Consider the following 16,369-nt stretch of genomic DNA (forward strand, 5'->3'; position numbering starts at 1 on the left):
CGTCCGCATGGAGTAACGTCGTGTTTGGTAAGCGTAGCGGAACTGACAGCGATACGCGGGCGTTGAAGCCCGCCGCCGGCGCATTCAACCCGCCTGCGGCGGCGCCGGCCGTCCATACCTCCGCCCCGCCCATGGTTTCCTCGCCGCCGATCTCGCCGGCGAAGGCGGCGCCGCCGGCGCCCGCGATGGATGCGCGGCGGTCGGACAGCTACTATCAGGTCAAGGCGACGATCTTCGGCGCGCTGATCGAGGCGATCGACCTTGCCCAGCTCGCCAAGCTCGACGGCGAGTCCGCGCGCGAGGAAATTCGCGACATCGTCAACGAGATCATCGCGATCAAGAACATCGTGATGTCGATTGCCGAGCAGGAAGAACTGCTCGACGACATCTGCAACGACGTTCTCGGCTACGGCCCGCTGGAACCCCTGCTGTCGCGCGACGACATCGCCGACATCATGGTCAACGGCGCCGGCACGGTGTTCATCGAAGTCGCCGGCAAGATCCAGCGCACCGGGATCCGCTTTCGCGACAACCAGCAGCTCCTCAATATCTGCCAGCGCATCGTCAGCCAGGTCGGCCGGCGGGTCGACGAATCCTCGCCGATCTGCGACGCCCGCCTCGCCGACGGCTCGCGCGTCAACGCCATCGTTCCGCCGCTGGCGATCGACGGCCCCGCACTGACCATCCGCAAGTTCAAGAAGGACAAGCTGACGCTGGATCAGCTGGTCAAGTTCGGCGCGATCACGCCGGAAGGCGCCGAAATCCTGCAGATCATCGGGCGCTGCCGCGCCAACGTGCTGATCTCCGGCGGCACCGGCTCCGGCAAGACCACGCTGCTGAACTGCCTGACCAACTACATCGACGACGACGAGCGCATCATCACCTGCGAAGACGCCGCCGAACTTCAATTGCAGCAGCCGCATGTGGTGCGGCTGGAAACCCGTCCGCCCAACATCGAAGGCGAAGGCCAGGTCACGATGCGCGAACTGGTCCGCAACTGCCTGCGTATGCGCCCTGAACGCATCATCGTCGGCGAAGTCCGCGGACCCGAGGCGTTCGACCTCCTGCAGGCCATGAATACCGGCCACGACGGATCGATGGGAACGCTGCACGCCAACAATCCGCGCGAAGCCCTGTCGCGCTGCGAATCGATGATCACGATGGGCGGCTTCTCGCTGCCGTCGCGGACCATTCGCGAGATGATATGCGCCTCGATCGACGTCATCATCCAGGCCGCGCGCCTGCGCGACGGTTCGCGGCGCATCACCCACATCACCGAGGTGATGGGCATGGAAGGCGACACCATCATCACCCAGGACCTGTTCATCTACGACCTGATGGGCGAGGACGCCAACGGACAGATCATCGGCCGGCATCGCTCGACCGGGATCGGACGGCCGCGGTTCTGGGATCGGGCGCGATATTACGGCGAGGAGAAGCGGCTTGCCGCAGCCCTCGACGCAGCCGAAGTCAAGGAAACCTGAGGGAGCGGGCCATGAACATTCAAGCGCTCGCACTGGCATTTCTCGCCGCCACCGCGGTAGGCGGCGTGTTATGGGTCTTCGTCTATCCCCTGCTGTCGGGCGAGAAGAAGGCCGAAAACCGCCGCGCCTCGGTCGCCAAGGCGGAGCCGGTCGCCGCCCGGCAAGCCGACAAGAGCCAGCGCTCCCGACGCGAACAGGTCGAGGGATCGCTGAAGGAACTCGACGCGCGCCTGCAGAAGGAAAAAAGGGTTTCGCTGAGCGTCCGTCTCACCCAGGCCGGCCTGGACTGGACGCCGCAGAAATTCATGATCGTTTCCGGCATCATGGGCGCGGCCTGCTTCGCCCTGGTGCTGATGTCCGGGGGCGGATTGCTGGGGGCCGCGGGCCTCGGCATTGGCGCCGGCTTCGGCCTGCCGCGCTGGGCCCTGGGCTTTCTCAAGACGCGCCGGGAAAAGGCATTTCTCAAGGCGCTGCCGGACGCCGTCGACGTCATCGTTCGCGGCATCAAGGCGGGCCTGCCGCTGTTCGAATCGATCAAGGTGGTCGCCGCCGACGCGCCGGAGCCGCTGCGGGGCGAATTCCTCGCCATCATCGAAACCCAGGCGATCGGCATGCCGCTCGGCGAGGCCTGCGCGCGGCTGTTCGACCGGATGCCGGTGCCGGAAGCCAACTTCTTCGGGATCGTGATCGCGATCCAGCAGAAGTCCGGCGGCAACCTGTCGGAAGCACTCGGCAACCTGTCCAAGGTGCTGCGCGACCGCAAGAAGATGGCCGAGAAGATCCAGGCCATGTCGATGGAGGCCAAGGCGTCCGCGGCGATCATCGGCTCGCTGCCGCCGATCGTCATGCTGCTCGTCTACCTCTCGACGCCCGACTACATCTCGCTGCTGTGGACCCATCCGACCGGCCAGCTGATGCTGGTCGGCTGCGTGATCTGGATGTCCATCGGCATCTTCGTGATGAAGAGAATGATCAACTTCGACTTCTGACGGTGCAGCATGATTGATTTCCTGGTCACAAAGCTCCACGACGCGCGGTTCATGACCATGCTGCTCGCCGCCATCGCCGTGAGCGCGACCGCCTATACCCTGATCATGCCGCTGTTCGCGGGCGAGGGGCTGGCAAAGCGCATGAAGGCGGTCGCCAGCGAGCGCGAGCGGATCCGGCAGCGCGAGCGCGAGCGTCTCACCAAGACCGAGAAGGTATCGCTGCGCCAGACCCCGAAGCAGGTCGTCTCCCGGGTGGTGGAAGACTTCAACCTGACGAAATGGCTGGCGCAGGAAGCCGCGCGCGAAAAGCTGACCATGGCCGGCTATCGCGGCCAGGCGCCCTATATCACCTTCCTGTTCTTCCGGCTGGTGACGCCGATCGTGATGTTCTTCGGCGCTGTGCTGTATGTCTTCGTGATCTCGCACATGGAAAAATCATTGCCGGTCAAGATCGGCATGTGCGTCGCTGCGGCCTATCTCGGCCTGCAGGCGCCGATGCTGTTCCTGAAGAACGCCATCACCAAGCGCCAGCTCTCGATCAAGCGGGCGTTTCCCGACGCGCTCGATCTGCTGTTGATCTGCATCGAGTCCGGCATGTCGATCGAAACCGCGTTCCGCAAGGTCTCGACCGAGATCGTCACCCAGTCGATCGCGCTGTCGGAGGAGTTCACGCTGACCACCGCCGAACTGTCCTATCTGCAGGACCGCAAGGTGGCCTACGAGAACCTCGCGAAGCGCACCGGGCTCGAGGGCGTGAAGTCGGTCTGCCTGGCGCTGCAACAGTCGGAACGTTACGGCACCCCGCTCGGCCAGAGCCTGCGCGTGATGGCGCAGGAAAACCGCGACATGCGCATGAACGAGGCCGAGAAGAAGGCCGCCGCATTGCCGCCGAAGCTGACGGTGCCGATGATCCTGTTCTTCCTGCCGGTGCTGTTCGTGGTCATCCTGGGACCGACCGGCATCAAGGTCGCGGCGATGCAGTGAGGCCGCAGTTTCGCGACGGAGCCGATCAGCTACGGCATTTGACGCTGTCATCGCCCGGCACTTGACCGGGCGAGCCGGCACGCCGGCGGCCCCAAACCAAAAATATCGAAAACAACCCCATGCAAAGTAAGTCGACGGTATCTGGACGCCTCCAGCGGCGCGGTGTCGGGCGAGCCGGCCTTGAATGGTGACGCCGTCAGTCCGGCCGGTTGAGCGAGGCCACCGGCATCGACGCCGCGCCGCCGGCAGCGCGCGGGTTATCCTTGCGCGCCAGCATCTGCTTCAGATAGCCGACATTGGCGGCGGCTTCCTCGGCCGGCAGGTCGGCCTTGACGATTTCCTCGGCTTCGGCGAAGCGGCCCTGCAGGCCGACCACGAGGCCCAGATTCTGCCGCACCCGCGCGTCGGCGCGGGCGTTGCCATAGGCCTTGCGCAGGGTCGCTTCGGCCTTCGGCAGGTCCCTGGAGAGAACGTAGGACAGCCCGAGATTGGACAGCACCGACGGCTCGTCGGGCACGATCCGCAAGGCGCTGGCGTAATAGCGGCGGGCCTCTTCATGCCGGCCGAGCTGATCGAGCGTGGTTCCCTGCACCGACAGGATGCGCCAGTCCGGATTGTCGGGCGAATGGGCGCGGGTGAGGACGTCGAACGCGCGCTGGAAACTGCCGTTGTCGGCGAGCGCCCGGCCATAGCCGGCGAGCAGCGCCTTGTGGCTCGGATGGGCGATGGTGGCCTGCTCGAACACGGCAACGGCCTGGGCGCGCTGACCGGTGGAGCGGAGCGCCTGGCCGTAGCGCAGGGCGGCTTCGGGATCCTTGGGATTGGCGCGATAGCGCTCGCCATAGGCGTCGACCGAGCGCCGCGGATCGGCATCGGGGCCGGGACTGGGACTTGCTTCGGCCTTCGAGGTGATCGAGCCGGTGATGTCGGACATGGTCTGGCAGCCGCCAAGGCTCGCGGCCAGAATCGCCGTCGCGGCTGCGGACGCAAGAAGCCGGGCAAGGCTGGGAGGCTGACGCATGGCACTTTAACTCACGGGCGAATTGACCGGGCCGAACGCGCCAGCAATAGACTGTTAACCCTAACGTCTGGTTAATTGACGCCCTGCGCCCGACTCTCCTCTGCCCTGCCCCCGCCATTTCAATGGAAGACCGAAAACCGCATGCCATCCGTATTCGAGACCGCGGCCACAGTCACAGCTATTCCCATCACCTTTGCCACCAAGGCGACATGGGACGCGATCTGCGCCGGCCTGCCCGCGCAAGCCCGGCAGTTCGCGCTCGCAAACGGCTTTGCCGCCAAGCCCGGGGCCTGCCTGACGCTGCCGTCAGCGGACGGACAGATCGCGCAGGTGCTGTTCGGTCTCGAGGATGAGGCCAGCAAATCCCGCGACCTGTTCCAGCCAGGCTCCCTGCCCGGCCTGCTGCCGCCGGGCATCTACCGTTTTGCCAATTCGCCGCATGATGCGCGCCTCGCCGCGCTGGCGTTCGCGCTTGGATCCTACCGCTTCGGCCGCTATCGCAAGGCGGATGCGCCTGGCGTCCGGCTGGTGCCGCCCGCAGGCGTCGACACAGGCGAGATCGCGCGGATGACGGAAGCCGCTGCCCTTGCCCGCGACCTCATCAATACGCCGTCGAACGACATGGGACCGGAGCAGCTGGCGCAGGCCGCCCAGGAACTCGCCAGCCGCTTCGGCGCCAGCTTCAGCGTCATCGTCGGCGAGGACCTGACGCGGCAGAATTTCCCGCTGATTCACGCGGTGGGCATGGCGTCCTCCCGCGCGCCGCGGCTAATCGACTTCCAATGGGGCGATCCCGCCCACCCCAAGGTGACGCTGGTCGGCAAGGGCGTCTGCTTCGATACCGGCGGGCTCGACCTCAAGTCATCGGCCGGCATGCTGATCATGAAGAAGGACATGGGCGGCGCCGCCAACGTGCTGGCGCTGGCGCAGATGGTGATGGATGCGCAACTCAAGCTGCGGCTGCGCGTGCTGATTCCGGCGGTCGAGAACGCGGTCGGCGGCAACGCGTTCCGGCCGCTCGACATCTTCAAATCGCGCAAGGGCCTCACGGTGGAGATCGGCAACACCGACGCCGAGGGCCGGCTGGTGCTGGCGGACGCGCTGGCGCTGGCCTGCGAGGACAAGCCGGATCTGCTGATCGATCTCGGCACGCTGACGGGTGCGGCGCGGGTGGCGCTGGGGCCGGATTTACCGCCCTTTTACACCAATGATGAAACGCTGGCGCAGGACGTCGCGCGGTGCGCAGGAGCGGAGAACGACCCGATGTGGCGATTGCCGCTGTGGCCGGCCTACGATGCCTGGCTCGATTCGAAGGTCGCCAACGTCAACAATGCGCCGTCGGGCACCTTTGCGGGCTCCATCACCTGCGCTCTGTTCCTGCAGCGCTTCGTCGAGGACACGACACGCTGGCTGCATGTCGATATCTACGGCTGGACGCCGTCGGCCAAACCGGCGCGTCCGGAGGGCGGCGAATGCCAGGCCGCGCGCGCGATCTACAGACTGTTGGGCGAACGCTATGGATGATCCGCGGCTGACGCCGGCGCGACCCGATCTCGCCGCGAAATATCTCGAAGGCAAGGTCAAGGCAGCGCGCTTCGTCACCGGCGAGGAATTCGAGATTGCGGAAGCGATCGCGCCGCTGCGCACCGGGCCGTCGGCCGATGCCGAGCTGGCGACGCAGGCGCTCAAGGGCGAGCGCATCACGATCTATGACCGCAACCATGAAGGTTTTGCCTGGGGCCAGCTGAACGGCGACGGTTATGTCGGCTGGCTGCCCGACCGCGCGCTGGAAAAACCAAAGGGCGCGCCGACGCACAAGATCACGAGCTTGCGAACCTTTGCCTTCCCGGGCCCTTCGATCAAATTGTCGCCCGCCGAGACGTTGCCGATGGGCGCGCTGGTAATGGTGGTGCGCGAGGAGGGCCCGTTCGCCGTGACGCGGGAGGGATGGTATCTGCCGCGCATGCATGTCGATGTCCTCGATGAGATGGCGGAAGATTTCGTCGCGGTCGCCGAGCGCTTCGTCGGCACGCCCTATCTCTGGGGCGGCAAGAGCAGTTTTGGCATCGATTGTTCCGGCCTGCTGCAGGTGTCGCTCAACGCCGCCGGCACCGGCTGCCCGCGTGACAGCGACATGCAGCGCGACGGCCTCGGCCGCCTGCTGGGACTGGCCGAAGCCAGCCATTTGCAGCGCGGCGACCTGATCTTCTGGAGCGGCCACGTCGCCATCGTGCGCGACGCCGAAACCATCGTGCACGCCAATGCGCATCACATGGCGACCGTGATCGAAAACACCCGCGACGCCATCGCCCGCATCAAGGCCGCGGGCAGCGAGGTCAGGGCGATCAAGCGGCTGGGTTAAAAGACAGCGCCTTTGTGCTCGTCATTGCGAGCGCAGCGAAGCAATCCATAGCTGACCAGGACGATGGATGGATTGCTTCGTCGCTTCGCTCCTCGCAATGACGCTGAGATGCCGAAACGGCTACGTCGCCGCCGCGCCGTTCGGCGTGGTTTCCAGCCGGAACGCGGCGGCGAACAGCGCGCGGGTGTAATCGGTCTTCGGATTCTTGAACAGCTCCGAAGCCGGCCCCTCCTCCACCACCTTGCCGTAACGCATCACGATCAGGTGGCTGGCGAGCGAGGCGACCACGCGCAGGTCGTGCGAGATGAACATATAGGTCAAATCGCGCTTGCGCTGCAGTTCGCGCAACAGGTCGACCATCTGCGCCTGGAACAGCATGTCGAGCGCGCTGGTCGGCTCGTCCAGCACCACGAAATTCGGCTCCAGCACCGCAGCGCGGGCGATCGAGATGCGCTGGCGCTGGCCGCCGGAGAATTCGTGCGGATAGCGGAATCGCGTCGCCGGATCCATGCCGACGTCCTTCAGGGCCTTGATGACGCGCGCCTCGCGCTCGTCTTCCGAGAGCGCGCGCTGGTGCACGCTGAGGCCTTCGGCGACGATGTCGCCGACCGACATGCGCGGACTGAGCGCCCCGAACGGATCCTGGAATACGATCTGCATGTCACGGCGGAACGGCCGCATCGCCTTGAAGCGCAGGCCCTGGATATCCTTGCCGAGGAACACGATCGGGCCGTCGGAGGAAATCAGCCGCAACAGCGCCAGCCCGAGCGTGGTCTTGCCGGAACCGGATTCGCCGACCACGCCGAGCGTCTCACCCTTGCGCACGGAGATGCTGACGCCGTCGACCGCCTTGATGTGCCCAACCGTCTTGCGCAGCAAGCCGCGCTTGATCGGAAACCAGACCTTCAGGTCGTCGGACGAGATCACCACGGGATTGCCCGGCCGCGGCGGCGCCGGATCCGGCTTCGGCTCGGCCGCCAGCAGCGCCCTGGTGTAGGGATGCTTCGGCGCGGTGAATACCTGCTCGACCGGGCCCTGCTCGACTATCTTGCCGCCGTTCATGACGCAGACGGTGTCGGCGATGCGGCGGACGATGCCGAGGTCGTGGGTGATGAACAACAGGCTCATGCCGAGCCGGGCGCGGATTTCCGCCAGCAGCGCCAGGATCTGCGCCTGCACGGTGACGTCGAGCGCGGTGGTCGGCTCGTCGGCGATCAGGAGGTCCGGCTCGTTGGCGAGCGCCATCGCGATCATGACGCGCTGGCGCTGGCCGCCGGACAATTGATGCGGATAGCTCGCAAGCCGGGTTTCCGGCTCGGGAATGCCGACCTGGGTCAGCAATTCCAAGGTCCGCGCCCGCGCCTTCTGGCCGCTGATGCCGCTGTGCAGCTGCAGTATCTCGCCGATCTGCGACTCGATCGAATGCAGCGGATTGAGCGAGGTCATCGGCTCCTGGAAGATGATCGAGATGTCGTTGCCGCGAATGCCGCGCATCTCGTTCTCCGACAGGCCGAGCAGTTCCTGACCCTTAAAGCGGATGCTACCGGAGGGATGCGACGCGGTCGGATACGGCAACAGCTTCAGGATCGACAGCGCGCTGACCGATTTGCCGGAGCCGGATTCGCCGACCAGCGCCACGCACTCGCCGCGCTTGATCTCGAAGGAAACATGATCGACCGCGGTCGTGGTGCCGCTCGGCTGGTGGAACGCCACAGAGAGATCGCGGACATCGAGCAGGGGGTGGTTGATGGCGTCCATTACGGCAACTCTCTCAGTAGTCCTGCCAAGCCCGCATGATCGCAGTCGACACGCTCCATGCCCACCGGCAGTCTTTCAAAATCCCGGTCTGCCGAAACAAAAAACCTGCATTGAGCATGGATGGCGGATACGAGATGAACTGCATCAGGCAATTTCAGCCTGTGCATCGCTCTCTGTTCGGCAGTCTCAATCAGTATGTTCCGGCCTACAGGGATCAGCGCGACAAACCCGCTCCATAGAAGCAAATCGAGATAGGCGCGACGCTTCATGTCGAACGGCATCGCGTCTGCCTGTCTGGATGGCGCCAGAACCTCAGCCAGTGTGATTTCGCTCGTTGCCGCAAGACCAGCAGGTCGCCGACGAAGCTCCTTGATGAGTGACTTTGCAGGAGCAGCCGCCTCATCCAGGCCTTCGACCGCCTTGATGAAAACATTGGTATCCAGATAGACAAGACTGGAAGACGCTTCAGTCATCCCATTCGTCTCGCTGACGCCTCAGATCGGCATCAATTTCCGCAGCAGACCGGCGACGGAAGCCCTTGAGAGAGAAAATTTCCTCCAGGCTCATCACCTTTTCCGGCCGCTTCTCCTCCTCCACAATGGTTACCGTGACGGTCGCGGACGGATCCACGCCGGTCCGCAAATCCTCGGGAAGTTTGGATGCCGGATAGTTTTCGCGAATGATCCTGTTCATGGCGCACCTCTATCTGGTTGAGACATACCACAAATCTACCTGAACGTCTTGCGCGGATCGAAGGCGTCGCGCACCGCTTCGCCGATGAAGATCAGGAGCGACAGCATGATGGCGACCGCGAAGAAGCCGGTGAAGCCGAGCCACGGCGCCTGCACGTTGGCCTTGCCCTGCGACAGCAGTTCGCCGAGCGACGGCGAGCCCGGCGGCAGGCCGAAGCCGAGGAAGTCGAGCGCGGTCAGCGTCATCACCGACGACGACACGATGAAGGGCAGGAACGTCATGGTCGCGACCATGGCGTTCGGCAACAGATGCCGGAACATGATCACGGCATTGGAGACGCCGAGCGCGCGCGCCGCCATGATGTATTCGAAATTGCGGCCACGCAGGAATTCGGCGCGCACCAGCCCGACCAGCGACACCCATGAGAACAGCAGGAGGATGCCGAGCAGCACGAAGAAGCCGGGCACCAGCACCGAAGACAGGATCAGCAGCAGATAGAGCGAGGGGATCGCGCTCCAGACCTCGATGAAGCGCTGGAAGCCGAGATCGACCCAGCCGCCGAAATAGCCCTGCACGCCGCCGGCGGCCACCCCGATGATGGAAGAGATGATGGTGAGGCTAAGCCCGAACAGCACCGAGATGCGGAAGCCGTAGATCAGCCGCGCCACCACGTCGCGGCCCTGATCGTCGGTGCCGAGCCAGTTGTATTCGAGGTCGCGGCAGCTCTTGAGACCCTTCTTCTGCACCACCTCCTTGCATTGCGCTTCGGTCAGCATCCATGTCGGCTTCGAGGGCGCCGGCGTCGGCAGGTCGAGATTGTGGGTGTCGTAGGAATAGCGGATCAGCGGCCAGACGATGCTGCCGCCTTTCTCCTTGATCAGCTTCTGCAGATAGGGATCGCGGTAGTCGGCCGCGGTCTCGAAGTCGCCGCCGAAGGTGGTTTCGGAATAGCTGATGAAGGCCGGGAAATACAGATGGCCGTCGAACTTGATCAGGAACGGGCGGTCGTTGGCGATCAGTTCGGCAAACAGCGAGACAATGAACAAAGTGAGGAAGATCCAGAACGACCAGTAGCCCCGGCGGTTGGACTTGAAATTCTGCCAGCGCCGGCGGTTGAGCGGCGACGGCGAGAAGCGATGGCGCGTCATCGGCACCGCTTCGCCGAGCGGCTGTTGCGTTGAGGTCTCGATCGGTTGCGGCGCGGTGATGTTCATCAGACTTCCCGCGCCTCGAAATCGATCCGCGGATCGATCCACATGTAGGCGAGATCGGAGACCAGATTGACCACGAGACCGACCAGCGAAAAGATGAACAGCGTGCCGAACACCACGGGATAATCGCGGTTCAGCACGCTCTCGAAGCCGAGCAGGCCGAGGCCGTCGAGCGAGAAGATGGTCTCGATCAGCAGCGAGCCGGAGAAGAAGGCGTGGATGAACGCGCCGGGGAAGCCGGCGATCACGATCAGCATGGCGTTGCGGAAGATGTGATTATAGAGCACCTGCCGCTCGCTGCAGCCCTTGGCGCGCGCGGTCATGACGTACTGCTTGCGGATTTCATCGAGGAACGAGTTCTTGGTCAGAAGCGTCATGGTGGCGAAGGCCCCCAGCGCCATCGAGATCAGCGGCAGCGTGATGTGCCAGAAATAATCGATGATCTTCCAGTACCAGGGGAACGCCGACCAACCGTCCGAAGTCAGCCCGCGCAGCGGGAAGATGTTGAAGAACGAGCCGCCGGCGAACAGGATGATCAGGAGAATCGCGAACAGGAATCCGGGAATCGCAAATCCGACGATGATGATCGCCGAGGTCCAGGTGTCGAACTTGGAGCCGTCCATCACTGCCTTGCGGATGCCGAGCGGGATCGAGATCAGGTAAGTCAGAAGCGTCATCCAGATGCCGAGCGACATCGAGACCGGCAGTTTCTCCTTGATCAGCTGCAGCACGCTGACGTCGCGGAAATAGCTTTTGCCGAAATCGAAGCGGGCGAAGTTCCACAGCATCAGCGCGAAACGCTCCGGCGCCGGCTTGTCGAAGCCGAACTGCTTTTCCAGGCTCTTGACGAAATCGGGATCGAGCCCCTGGGCGCCGCGGTATTTCGAGCCGACCGCGTCGGCCGACGCTCCGACCTGGGTGCGTGCGCCGAAATCGCCGCCGGTGCCGCCCGAGATCCGCGACGAGCCGCCGGTGTCGGCGCCGGAGAGCTGCGCGATCACCCGCTCCACCGGACCGCCCGGCGCGAACTGCACCACGACGAAGGAGACGAACAGGATTCCGAGCAGCGTCGGGATCATCAGCAGAATGCGGCGGGCGATATAAGCACTCATGTTCTATTTCGCCTGTTCCAGCTTCGCCGCCTTGGCCGCCTCGAACCACCAGAGTTCGGGGGCGCCGACGCCTTGCGCGTAGCGCGGAAGTTTCGGGGGATGTCCGAACTGGTCCCAATAGGCGATCGGATGGCTGGTGCGATACCACTGCGGCACCCAGTAACGCCCGGCGCGGAATACCCGGTCGAAGGCGCGGCAGGCGACCGTCAGATCGGCGCGGGTCTCGGCGCCGAGAATTTTCTCGATCAGCGCGTCGATCGCCGGATTGGCGATCCCGGCCAGATTGTAGGAGCCCTTGGTGGCAGCGGCCTGCGAGGTGAAGAACGGCCGCATGCCGTCGCCCGGGGTCGCCGACATGCTGAAGCGCTGGATGGTCATGTCGAAATCGAAATCTTCCAGCCGGGCGCGATATTGCACGGGATCGACCAGCCGCACGCTGGCCTCGATCCCGAGCGTGCCGAGATTTTTGACATAGGGCGCATGGTGCGGCTGGATCGAGGGCTCGTCGACCAGGAATTCTATTCTGAACACTTCGCCGTTCGGCAACAGCCGCTTGCCGTCCCTGGTGACGAACCCAGCCTCCTGCAGCAATTGCTGGGCCTTGCGCAGCAAGGTCCGATCCTGTCCCGAGCCATCCGACACCGGCGGCACGAACGGCGCGCCGAACACTTCGTCCGGCACCTGGCCGCGGAACGGCTCGAGCAGCTTGAGTTCCTCCGGCGAGGGCGGCCCGCTCACCATCATGTCCGAATTCTGGAACGGCGAATGGGTGCGCGCATAGGCGCCGTACATGATGGTCTTGTTGGTCCACTCGAAATCGAACGCCTGGATCAGCGCCTCGCGCACCTTCGGATCCCTAAACTTGTCGCGGCGGGTATTGATGAACCAGCCCTGCGCGCCCGACGGCGTGTCGTCGGGCAGGATCTCGCGCTTGACGCGGCCATCCCTGACCGCCGCAAAATCATAGCGCGTCGCCCATACCCGCGCGGTGAACTCCTCGCGGTACAGATAGTTCTTGCCGGTAAATCCCTCGAACGCGACGTCGCGGTCGCGGTAGAACTCGTAACGCACGGTATCGAAATTATAGGCGCCGCGCGCCACCGGCAGATCGGCGGCCCACCAATCCTTGACCCGCTCGAATTCGACGTAGCGATTGACCTCGAACTTGCCGACCTTGTACGGCCCGGAACCGAGCGGAATATCGAGCGTCGATTCATCGAAGGGGCGCGTCGCATAATAAGCCCTCGAAAAAATCGGCAAGGAGGCGACATAGAGCGGCACGTCGCGCGCGCGCTTCTCCGCGAAGGTAACGACCAGCGTGGCGTCGTCGGGCGCTTCCGCCTTCACCATGTCGCGCATCTGCGTCACGATCAAAGGATGGCCCCTGGCCTTCAGCGTGGTCAGCGAGAAGGCGGCGTCATGCGCAGTCAGTTTCGAACCGTCGTGAAACCGCGCCTCCGGGCGCAGCGTGAAGCGGTAGGTCAGCTTGTCCGGTGAAATCTGCACCGATTTGGCAACGAGGCCGTACATCGCGTCGGGCTCGTCGGTGGCGCGCACCATCAGCGGCGAGAACGTCATGTCCATGCCCTGCGCGCCTTCGCCCTTCAGGATGTAGGCGTTGAAGGAGTTGAAGGTCTGGTAGGACTGGTTGTAGGCGCGCGTCGAGGGGATCAGCGAAAACATCCCGCCCTTCGGCGCCGCCGGATTGACGTAGTCGAAATGACGGAAGTCGGCCGGATATTTCAGATCGCCGAACACCGATATGCCATGCGCTTCGGTGCCGCCGCCAGCGGCGCGCGCGGGCCGGAACTGCGCCGCGCCCAGCGCGCCGAGGCCGAGACCGAGCACATGCCGGCGGGAGAAAAGCGCCATGCGCGAAAAATCCCTCAAGATCGCTTGCCGATCCGCCCGGCCTTGTCGGCATCGAACCACCACAGCGACGGCAACCCGGAACGGCCGTATTTCGGCAGCGGCTCGAAATGGCTGAAGCGGTCCCAGCGCGCGTAGCGCGAAAAGCCATAGGTGAATTGCGGCACGACGTAGAAATTCCACAGCAGCACGCGGTCGAGCGCCCTGGTCGCGGCCACCAGCGTCGGGCGATCCTTGGCGAAGATCAACTTCTCGATCAGCGCATCGATCGCGGGATTCTTGACGCCGATGGTGTTTCTCGAGCCGGGCTGGTCGGCGGTCTGCGACCCCCAGAATTCCCGCTGCTCGTTGCCGGGCGACAGCGACTGGCCCCAGAGGTCGGTGATGACATCGAAGTCGAAGTTGCGCAGCCGGTTCTGATATTGCGCATCATCGACGATGCGGATCGAGGTGGTGACGCCGATGCGCTCCAGCGACGGCTTGTAGAACAGCGCGATCCGCTCGGCGGAAGGGTCCTGCACCAGGATCTCGACTGACACGGGCTTGCCTGATGCATCGACCAGCTTGCGCTCGCGCACCTCGAAGCCGGCTTCCTTCAGGAGCCGCGCGCTCTCACGCAAATTGGCGCGCACCGATTCCGGATTGCCGCCGACCGGATTGACGTAAGGCTTGGTGAAGACATCGGCCGGCACCTTGTCGCGGACCGACTGCAGAATCTCCAGCTCCAGCCCCTCGGGCAGACCGGAGGACGCAAGCTCGGTGCCCTCGAAATAGCTGTTGATGCGCTTGTACTGCCCATAGAACAGCTGCTTGTTCATCTCCTCGAAATCGAAGGCGTAGTTGAAGGCCCGGCGCAGCCGCGCGTCCTTGAACTGGTCACGGCGCAGGTTGAGAACGAAGCCCTGCATCCGGCCGGAATCGGTGATCGGGAATTCCTCCTTGACGACGCGCTTGTCGGTCACGGCCGGAAAGTCATAGGCCGTCGCCCATTGCTTGGCCGAATTCTCCGCGATCCAGTCGGCCTGGTCGGCCTTGAAGGCTTCCAGCGCCACCACGTTGTCGCGGAAGAACTCGAAACGCATTTCGTCGAAATTGTTCTGGCCGATCCGCGACGGCAGATTGAGGCCCCAGTAATCCTTCACCCGCTCCAGCGTGATCGAACGCCCGGCGACGAAATCCTTGATGCGGTAAGGGCCGGAGCCGAGCGGCTTCTCCAGCGTGGTCGCCGAGATGTCGCGCTTGCGGCCCTGGCTGTCGGTGCCTTCCCAATAGTGTTTCGGCAGTACCAGCAGCTCTCCGACGATGGTCGGCAGTTCGCGGTTGCCCGTCGTGTCGAAGGTGAACTTGATGTCGCGCTCGCCGATCTTTTCGGCCTTGACGACGTGGCGGTAATAGGACGCGTACATTGGGCTGTATTTCTTCAGCACCTCGATCGAGAAGATCACGTCGTCCGGCGTCACCGGCTTGCCGTCGTGCCAGCGGGCTTCCTTGCGCAGGCGGTAGATCACCGAGCCGAAATCGTCGGGATGCGATGCCGCCTCGGCGACCAGGCCGTATTCGGTGGCGACCTCGTCCTGCGACTTGGTCATCAGCGTTTCGTAGATCAGGGCGGCGGCCGGCGCGAGCGAGCCTTTGACGCCGGCGACCGCGATGTTGAAATTATCGAAGGTGCCGATCGAGATCATGCGGGCGATGCCGCCCTTCGGCGCATTCGGATTGACGTAATCGAAGTGCTTGAAGCCGGCCGGGTATTTGATGTCGCCGAACAGCGACAAGCCGTGGCGCCAAGCCGGTTCGCCGGATTGCGCCTGGGCCGGTTCCGCTGCGGGAACGCCTGCCGCTATCCCCAAAGCCGGGGCGAGCGCGGCATAGGCGCCGCTCTGCAGAAGATGTCGTCGGGTAATCGCCAAATGAGAATTCCTGATTGCTATCGCGGGCTATTGAGGACGCAATATAAGGCAAGGATTCGACCGATTATGTTGCTTTTTCCTCATGTTACCAGAGCCTTTTCGGTTCTGGCGGGATCGAACCCGAGGCTCTATCTCCTTTGTCTGACGCGTTTTCTTCGCCCCGCTTCGCTGAAAAACGCTTCTGTCCCCCGCTGCGGCGAAACGCCCCGATAACAAGGCCGCGATCATAGCAAAACGGCCAGGCAATGCCTGGCCGTCTTGAGGTGGAGACCCATGGTGGGGCGCCGGGATGTTACTTCGACGCCGTCGGCCGCGGAACCGGCTTGTCCGCAAGCGAACGCAGGTAGTCGATGACGTCGGCGCGTTCGCTGTCCTTGGCGATGCCGGCGAAGCCCATCGCGGTGCCGGGAACGTTGGCCTTGGGATTGAGAAGGAATGCGTTGAGCTCCTGGAAATCCCATTTCCCGCCCTTGGCCTTCATGGCGGCGGAATAGTTGAAGCCGGCCTCGGAGGCGCGGGCGCGTTCGACGACGCCGAACAGGTTCGGACCGACGCGGTTGGGGCCGCCCTTCTCGAAGGTGTGGCAGGCCGCGCATTTCTTCGCCGCCGCGGCGCCCTTCTCGACGGAGGCGGTCTGCAGCAGCTTCTCGATCGGTTCGGCCGGCGCCGCCGCGGCTGCCTTGCCGGCGCCGTGGCCCGCGTCCTTGACCGCGATTTCATAACCCGGCTTCGCCGGCATCTCGGGCGCAAAAAGCGCGCCGGCGGTGAAGCTCGTCACCAGCAGGAGAAGACAGGTGGCCAGAATGGCGCCGAGAATTTTATTGAGTTCGAAGGAGTCCATTTTGGATCAGGCTCCAGGCCGGAAGGTCGACTAAAAGGCCGGAGAGACGGCCGGGATGAGCATCAGGAATCGGCTTTCGCACCGCCCCCCGAGCGAGGATGAGATATCGGTTTGCCCGGGCTCTGGCAACCCGTA

At 64.1% G+C, this 16,369-nt stretch carries 14 protein-coding genes; 5 read left to right on the plus strand and 9 right to left on the minus strand.

Translation table 11 applies throughout. The features are described from left to right. Positions 1-20 precede the first annotated feature (20 nt). The 3 genes from KMZ29_RS24060 to KMZ29_RS24070 are packed head-to-tail and all read left to right on the plus strand — an operon-like array spanning position 21 to position 3,457. Positions 21-1,484 carry a TadA family conjugal transfer-associated ATPase gene (locus tag KMZ29_RS24060; RefSeq protein ID WP_215621512.1) on the plus strand — a complete coding sequence of 488 codons (1,464 nt, stop codon included), beginning with the start codon at positions 21-23 and terminating at the stop codon, positions 1,482-1,484. Positions 1,485-1,495: 11 nt separating this feature from the next. After that, on the plus strand, positions 1,496-2,473 hold the full coding sequence (locus KMZ29_RS24065) for a type II secretion system F family protein (RefSeq protein WP_215621513.1): 978 nt from the start codon (positions 1,496-1,498) through the stop codon (positions 2,471-2,473). A gap of 9 nt (positions 2,474-2,482) precedes the next feature. After that, positions 2,483-3,457 (plus strand): type II secretion system F family protein, encoded by a 975-nt coding sequence (locus KMZ29_RS24070; protein ID WP_215603711.1) that lies wholly within the window; start codon positions 2,483-2,485, stop codon positions 3,455-3,457. A gap of 196 nt (positions 3,458-3,653) precedes the next feature. Here KMZ29_RS24070 and KMZ29_RS24075 read toward each other — a convergent pair whose 3' ends face one another. Continuing rightward, positions 3,654-4,478 carry a tetratricopeptide repeat protein gene (locus KMZ29_RS24075; RefSeq protein WP_215621514.1) on the minus strand — a complete coding sequence of 275 codons (825 nt, stop codon included), beginning with the start codon at positions 4,476-4,478 and terminating at the stop codon, positions 3,654-3,656. Positions 4,479-4,619: 141 nt separating this feature from the next. Between KMZ29_RS24075 and KMZ29_RS24080 the strand changes: the two genes are divergently transcribed. Next, on the plus strand, positions 4,620-6,002 hold the full coding sequence (locus KMZ29_RS24080; protein WP_215621515.1) for a leucyl aminopeptidase family protein: 1,383 nt from the start codon (positions 4,620-4,622) through the stop codon (positions 6,000-6,002). Then, positions 5,995-6,840, plus strand: coding sequence for a C40 family peptidase (locus KMZ29_RS24085; protein ID WP_215621516.1), 846 nt, complete (start codon positions 5,995-5,997; stop codon positions 6,838-6,840). The genes KMZ29_RS24080 and KMZ29_RS24085 overlap by 8 nt, the downstream gene beginning before the upstream one ends. A 120-nt stretch (positions 6,841-6,960) precedes the next feature. On the opposite strand, the gene KMZ29_RS24090 is transcribed toward KMZ29_RS24085, so the two are convergent. The 8 genes from KMZ29_RS24090 to KMZ29_RS24125 all read right to left on the minus strand — a co-directional run bounded on the left by KMZ29_RS24090 (position 6,961) and on the right by KMZ29_RS24125 (position 16,234). Further along, positions 6,961-8,598 (minus strand): ABC transporter ATP-binding protein, encoded by a 1,638-nt coding sequence (locus KMZ29_RS24090; RefSeq protein ID WP_215621517.1) that lies wholly within the window; start codon positions 8,596-8,598, stop codon positions 6,961-6,963. Further along, positions 8,598-9,071: a type II toxin-antitoxin system VapC family toxin gene (locus tag KMZ29_RS24095; RefSeq protein ID WP_215621518.1), complete on the minus strand. Its 474-nt coding sequence runs from the start codon at positions 9,069-9,071 to the stop codon at positions 8,598-8,600. The genes KMZ29_RS24090 and KMZ29_RS24095 overlap by 1 nt, the downstream gene beginning before the upstream one ends. Then, on the minus strand, positions 9,064-9,291 hold the full coding sequence (locus KMZ29_RS24100; protein WP_215621519.1) for a hypothetical protein: 228 nt from the start codon (positions 9,289-9,291) through the stop codon (positions 9,064-9,066). Before KMZ29_RS24100 ends, KMZ29_RS24095 begins: the two co-directional genes overlap by 8 nt. 35 nt (positions 9,292-9,326) lie before the next feature. Further along, positions 9,327-10,505 carry an ABC transporter permease gene (locus KMZ29_RS24105; protein WP_215621520.1) on the minus strand — a complete coding sequence of 393 codons (1,179 nt, stop codon included), beginning with the start codon at positions 10,503-10,505 and terminating at the stop codon, positions 9,327-9,329. After that, a complete protein-coding gene (locus KMZ29_RS24110) occupies positions 10,505-11,614 on the minus strand; it encodes a microcin C ABC transporter permease YejB (RefSeq protein WP_215603718.1) in 1,110 nt (369 codons plus the stop codon). The genes KMZ29_RS24105 and KMZ29_RS24110 overlap by 1 nt, the downstream gene beginning before the upstream one ends. Before the next feature lie 3 nt (positions 11,615-11,617). Then, positions 11,618-13,486: an extracellular solute-binding protein gene (locus KMZ29_RS24115; protein ID WP_215621521.1), complete on the minus strand. Its 1,869-nt coding sequence runs from the start codon at positions 13,484-13,486 to the stop codon at positions 11,618-11,620. Between the two features lie 14 nt (positions 13,487-13,500). Then, entirely contained in the window at positions 13,501-15,393 is a 1,893-nt protein-coding gene (locus tag KMZ29_RS24120) for an extracellular solute-binding protein (RefSeq protein ID WP_215621522.1), read from the minus strand. A 292-nt stretch (positions 15,394-15,685) separates the two neighbouring features. Then, positions 15,686-16,234 carry a c-type cytochrome gene (locus KMZ29_RS24125; protein ID WP_215621523.1) on the minus strand — a complete coding sequence of 183 codons (549 nt, stop codon included), beginning with the start codon at positions 16,232-16,234 and terminating at the stop codon, positions 15,686-15,688. Positions 16,235-16,369 lie beyond the last annotated feature (135 nt).

This window comes from Bradyrhizobium sediminis (assembly GCF_018736085.1).
Lineage (GTDB): Bacteria > Pseudomonadota > Alphaproteobacteria > Rhizobiales > Xanthobacteraceae > Bradyrhizobium > Bradyrhizobium sediminis.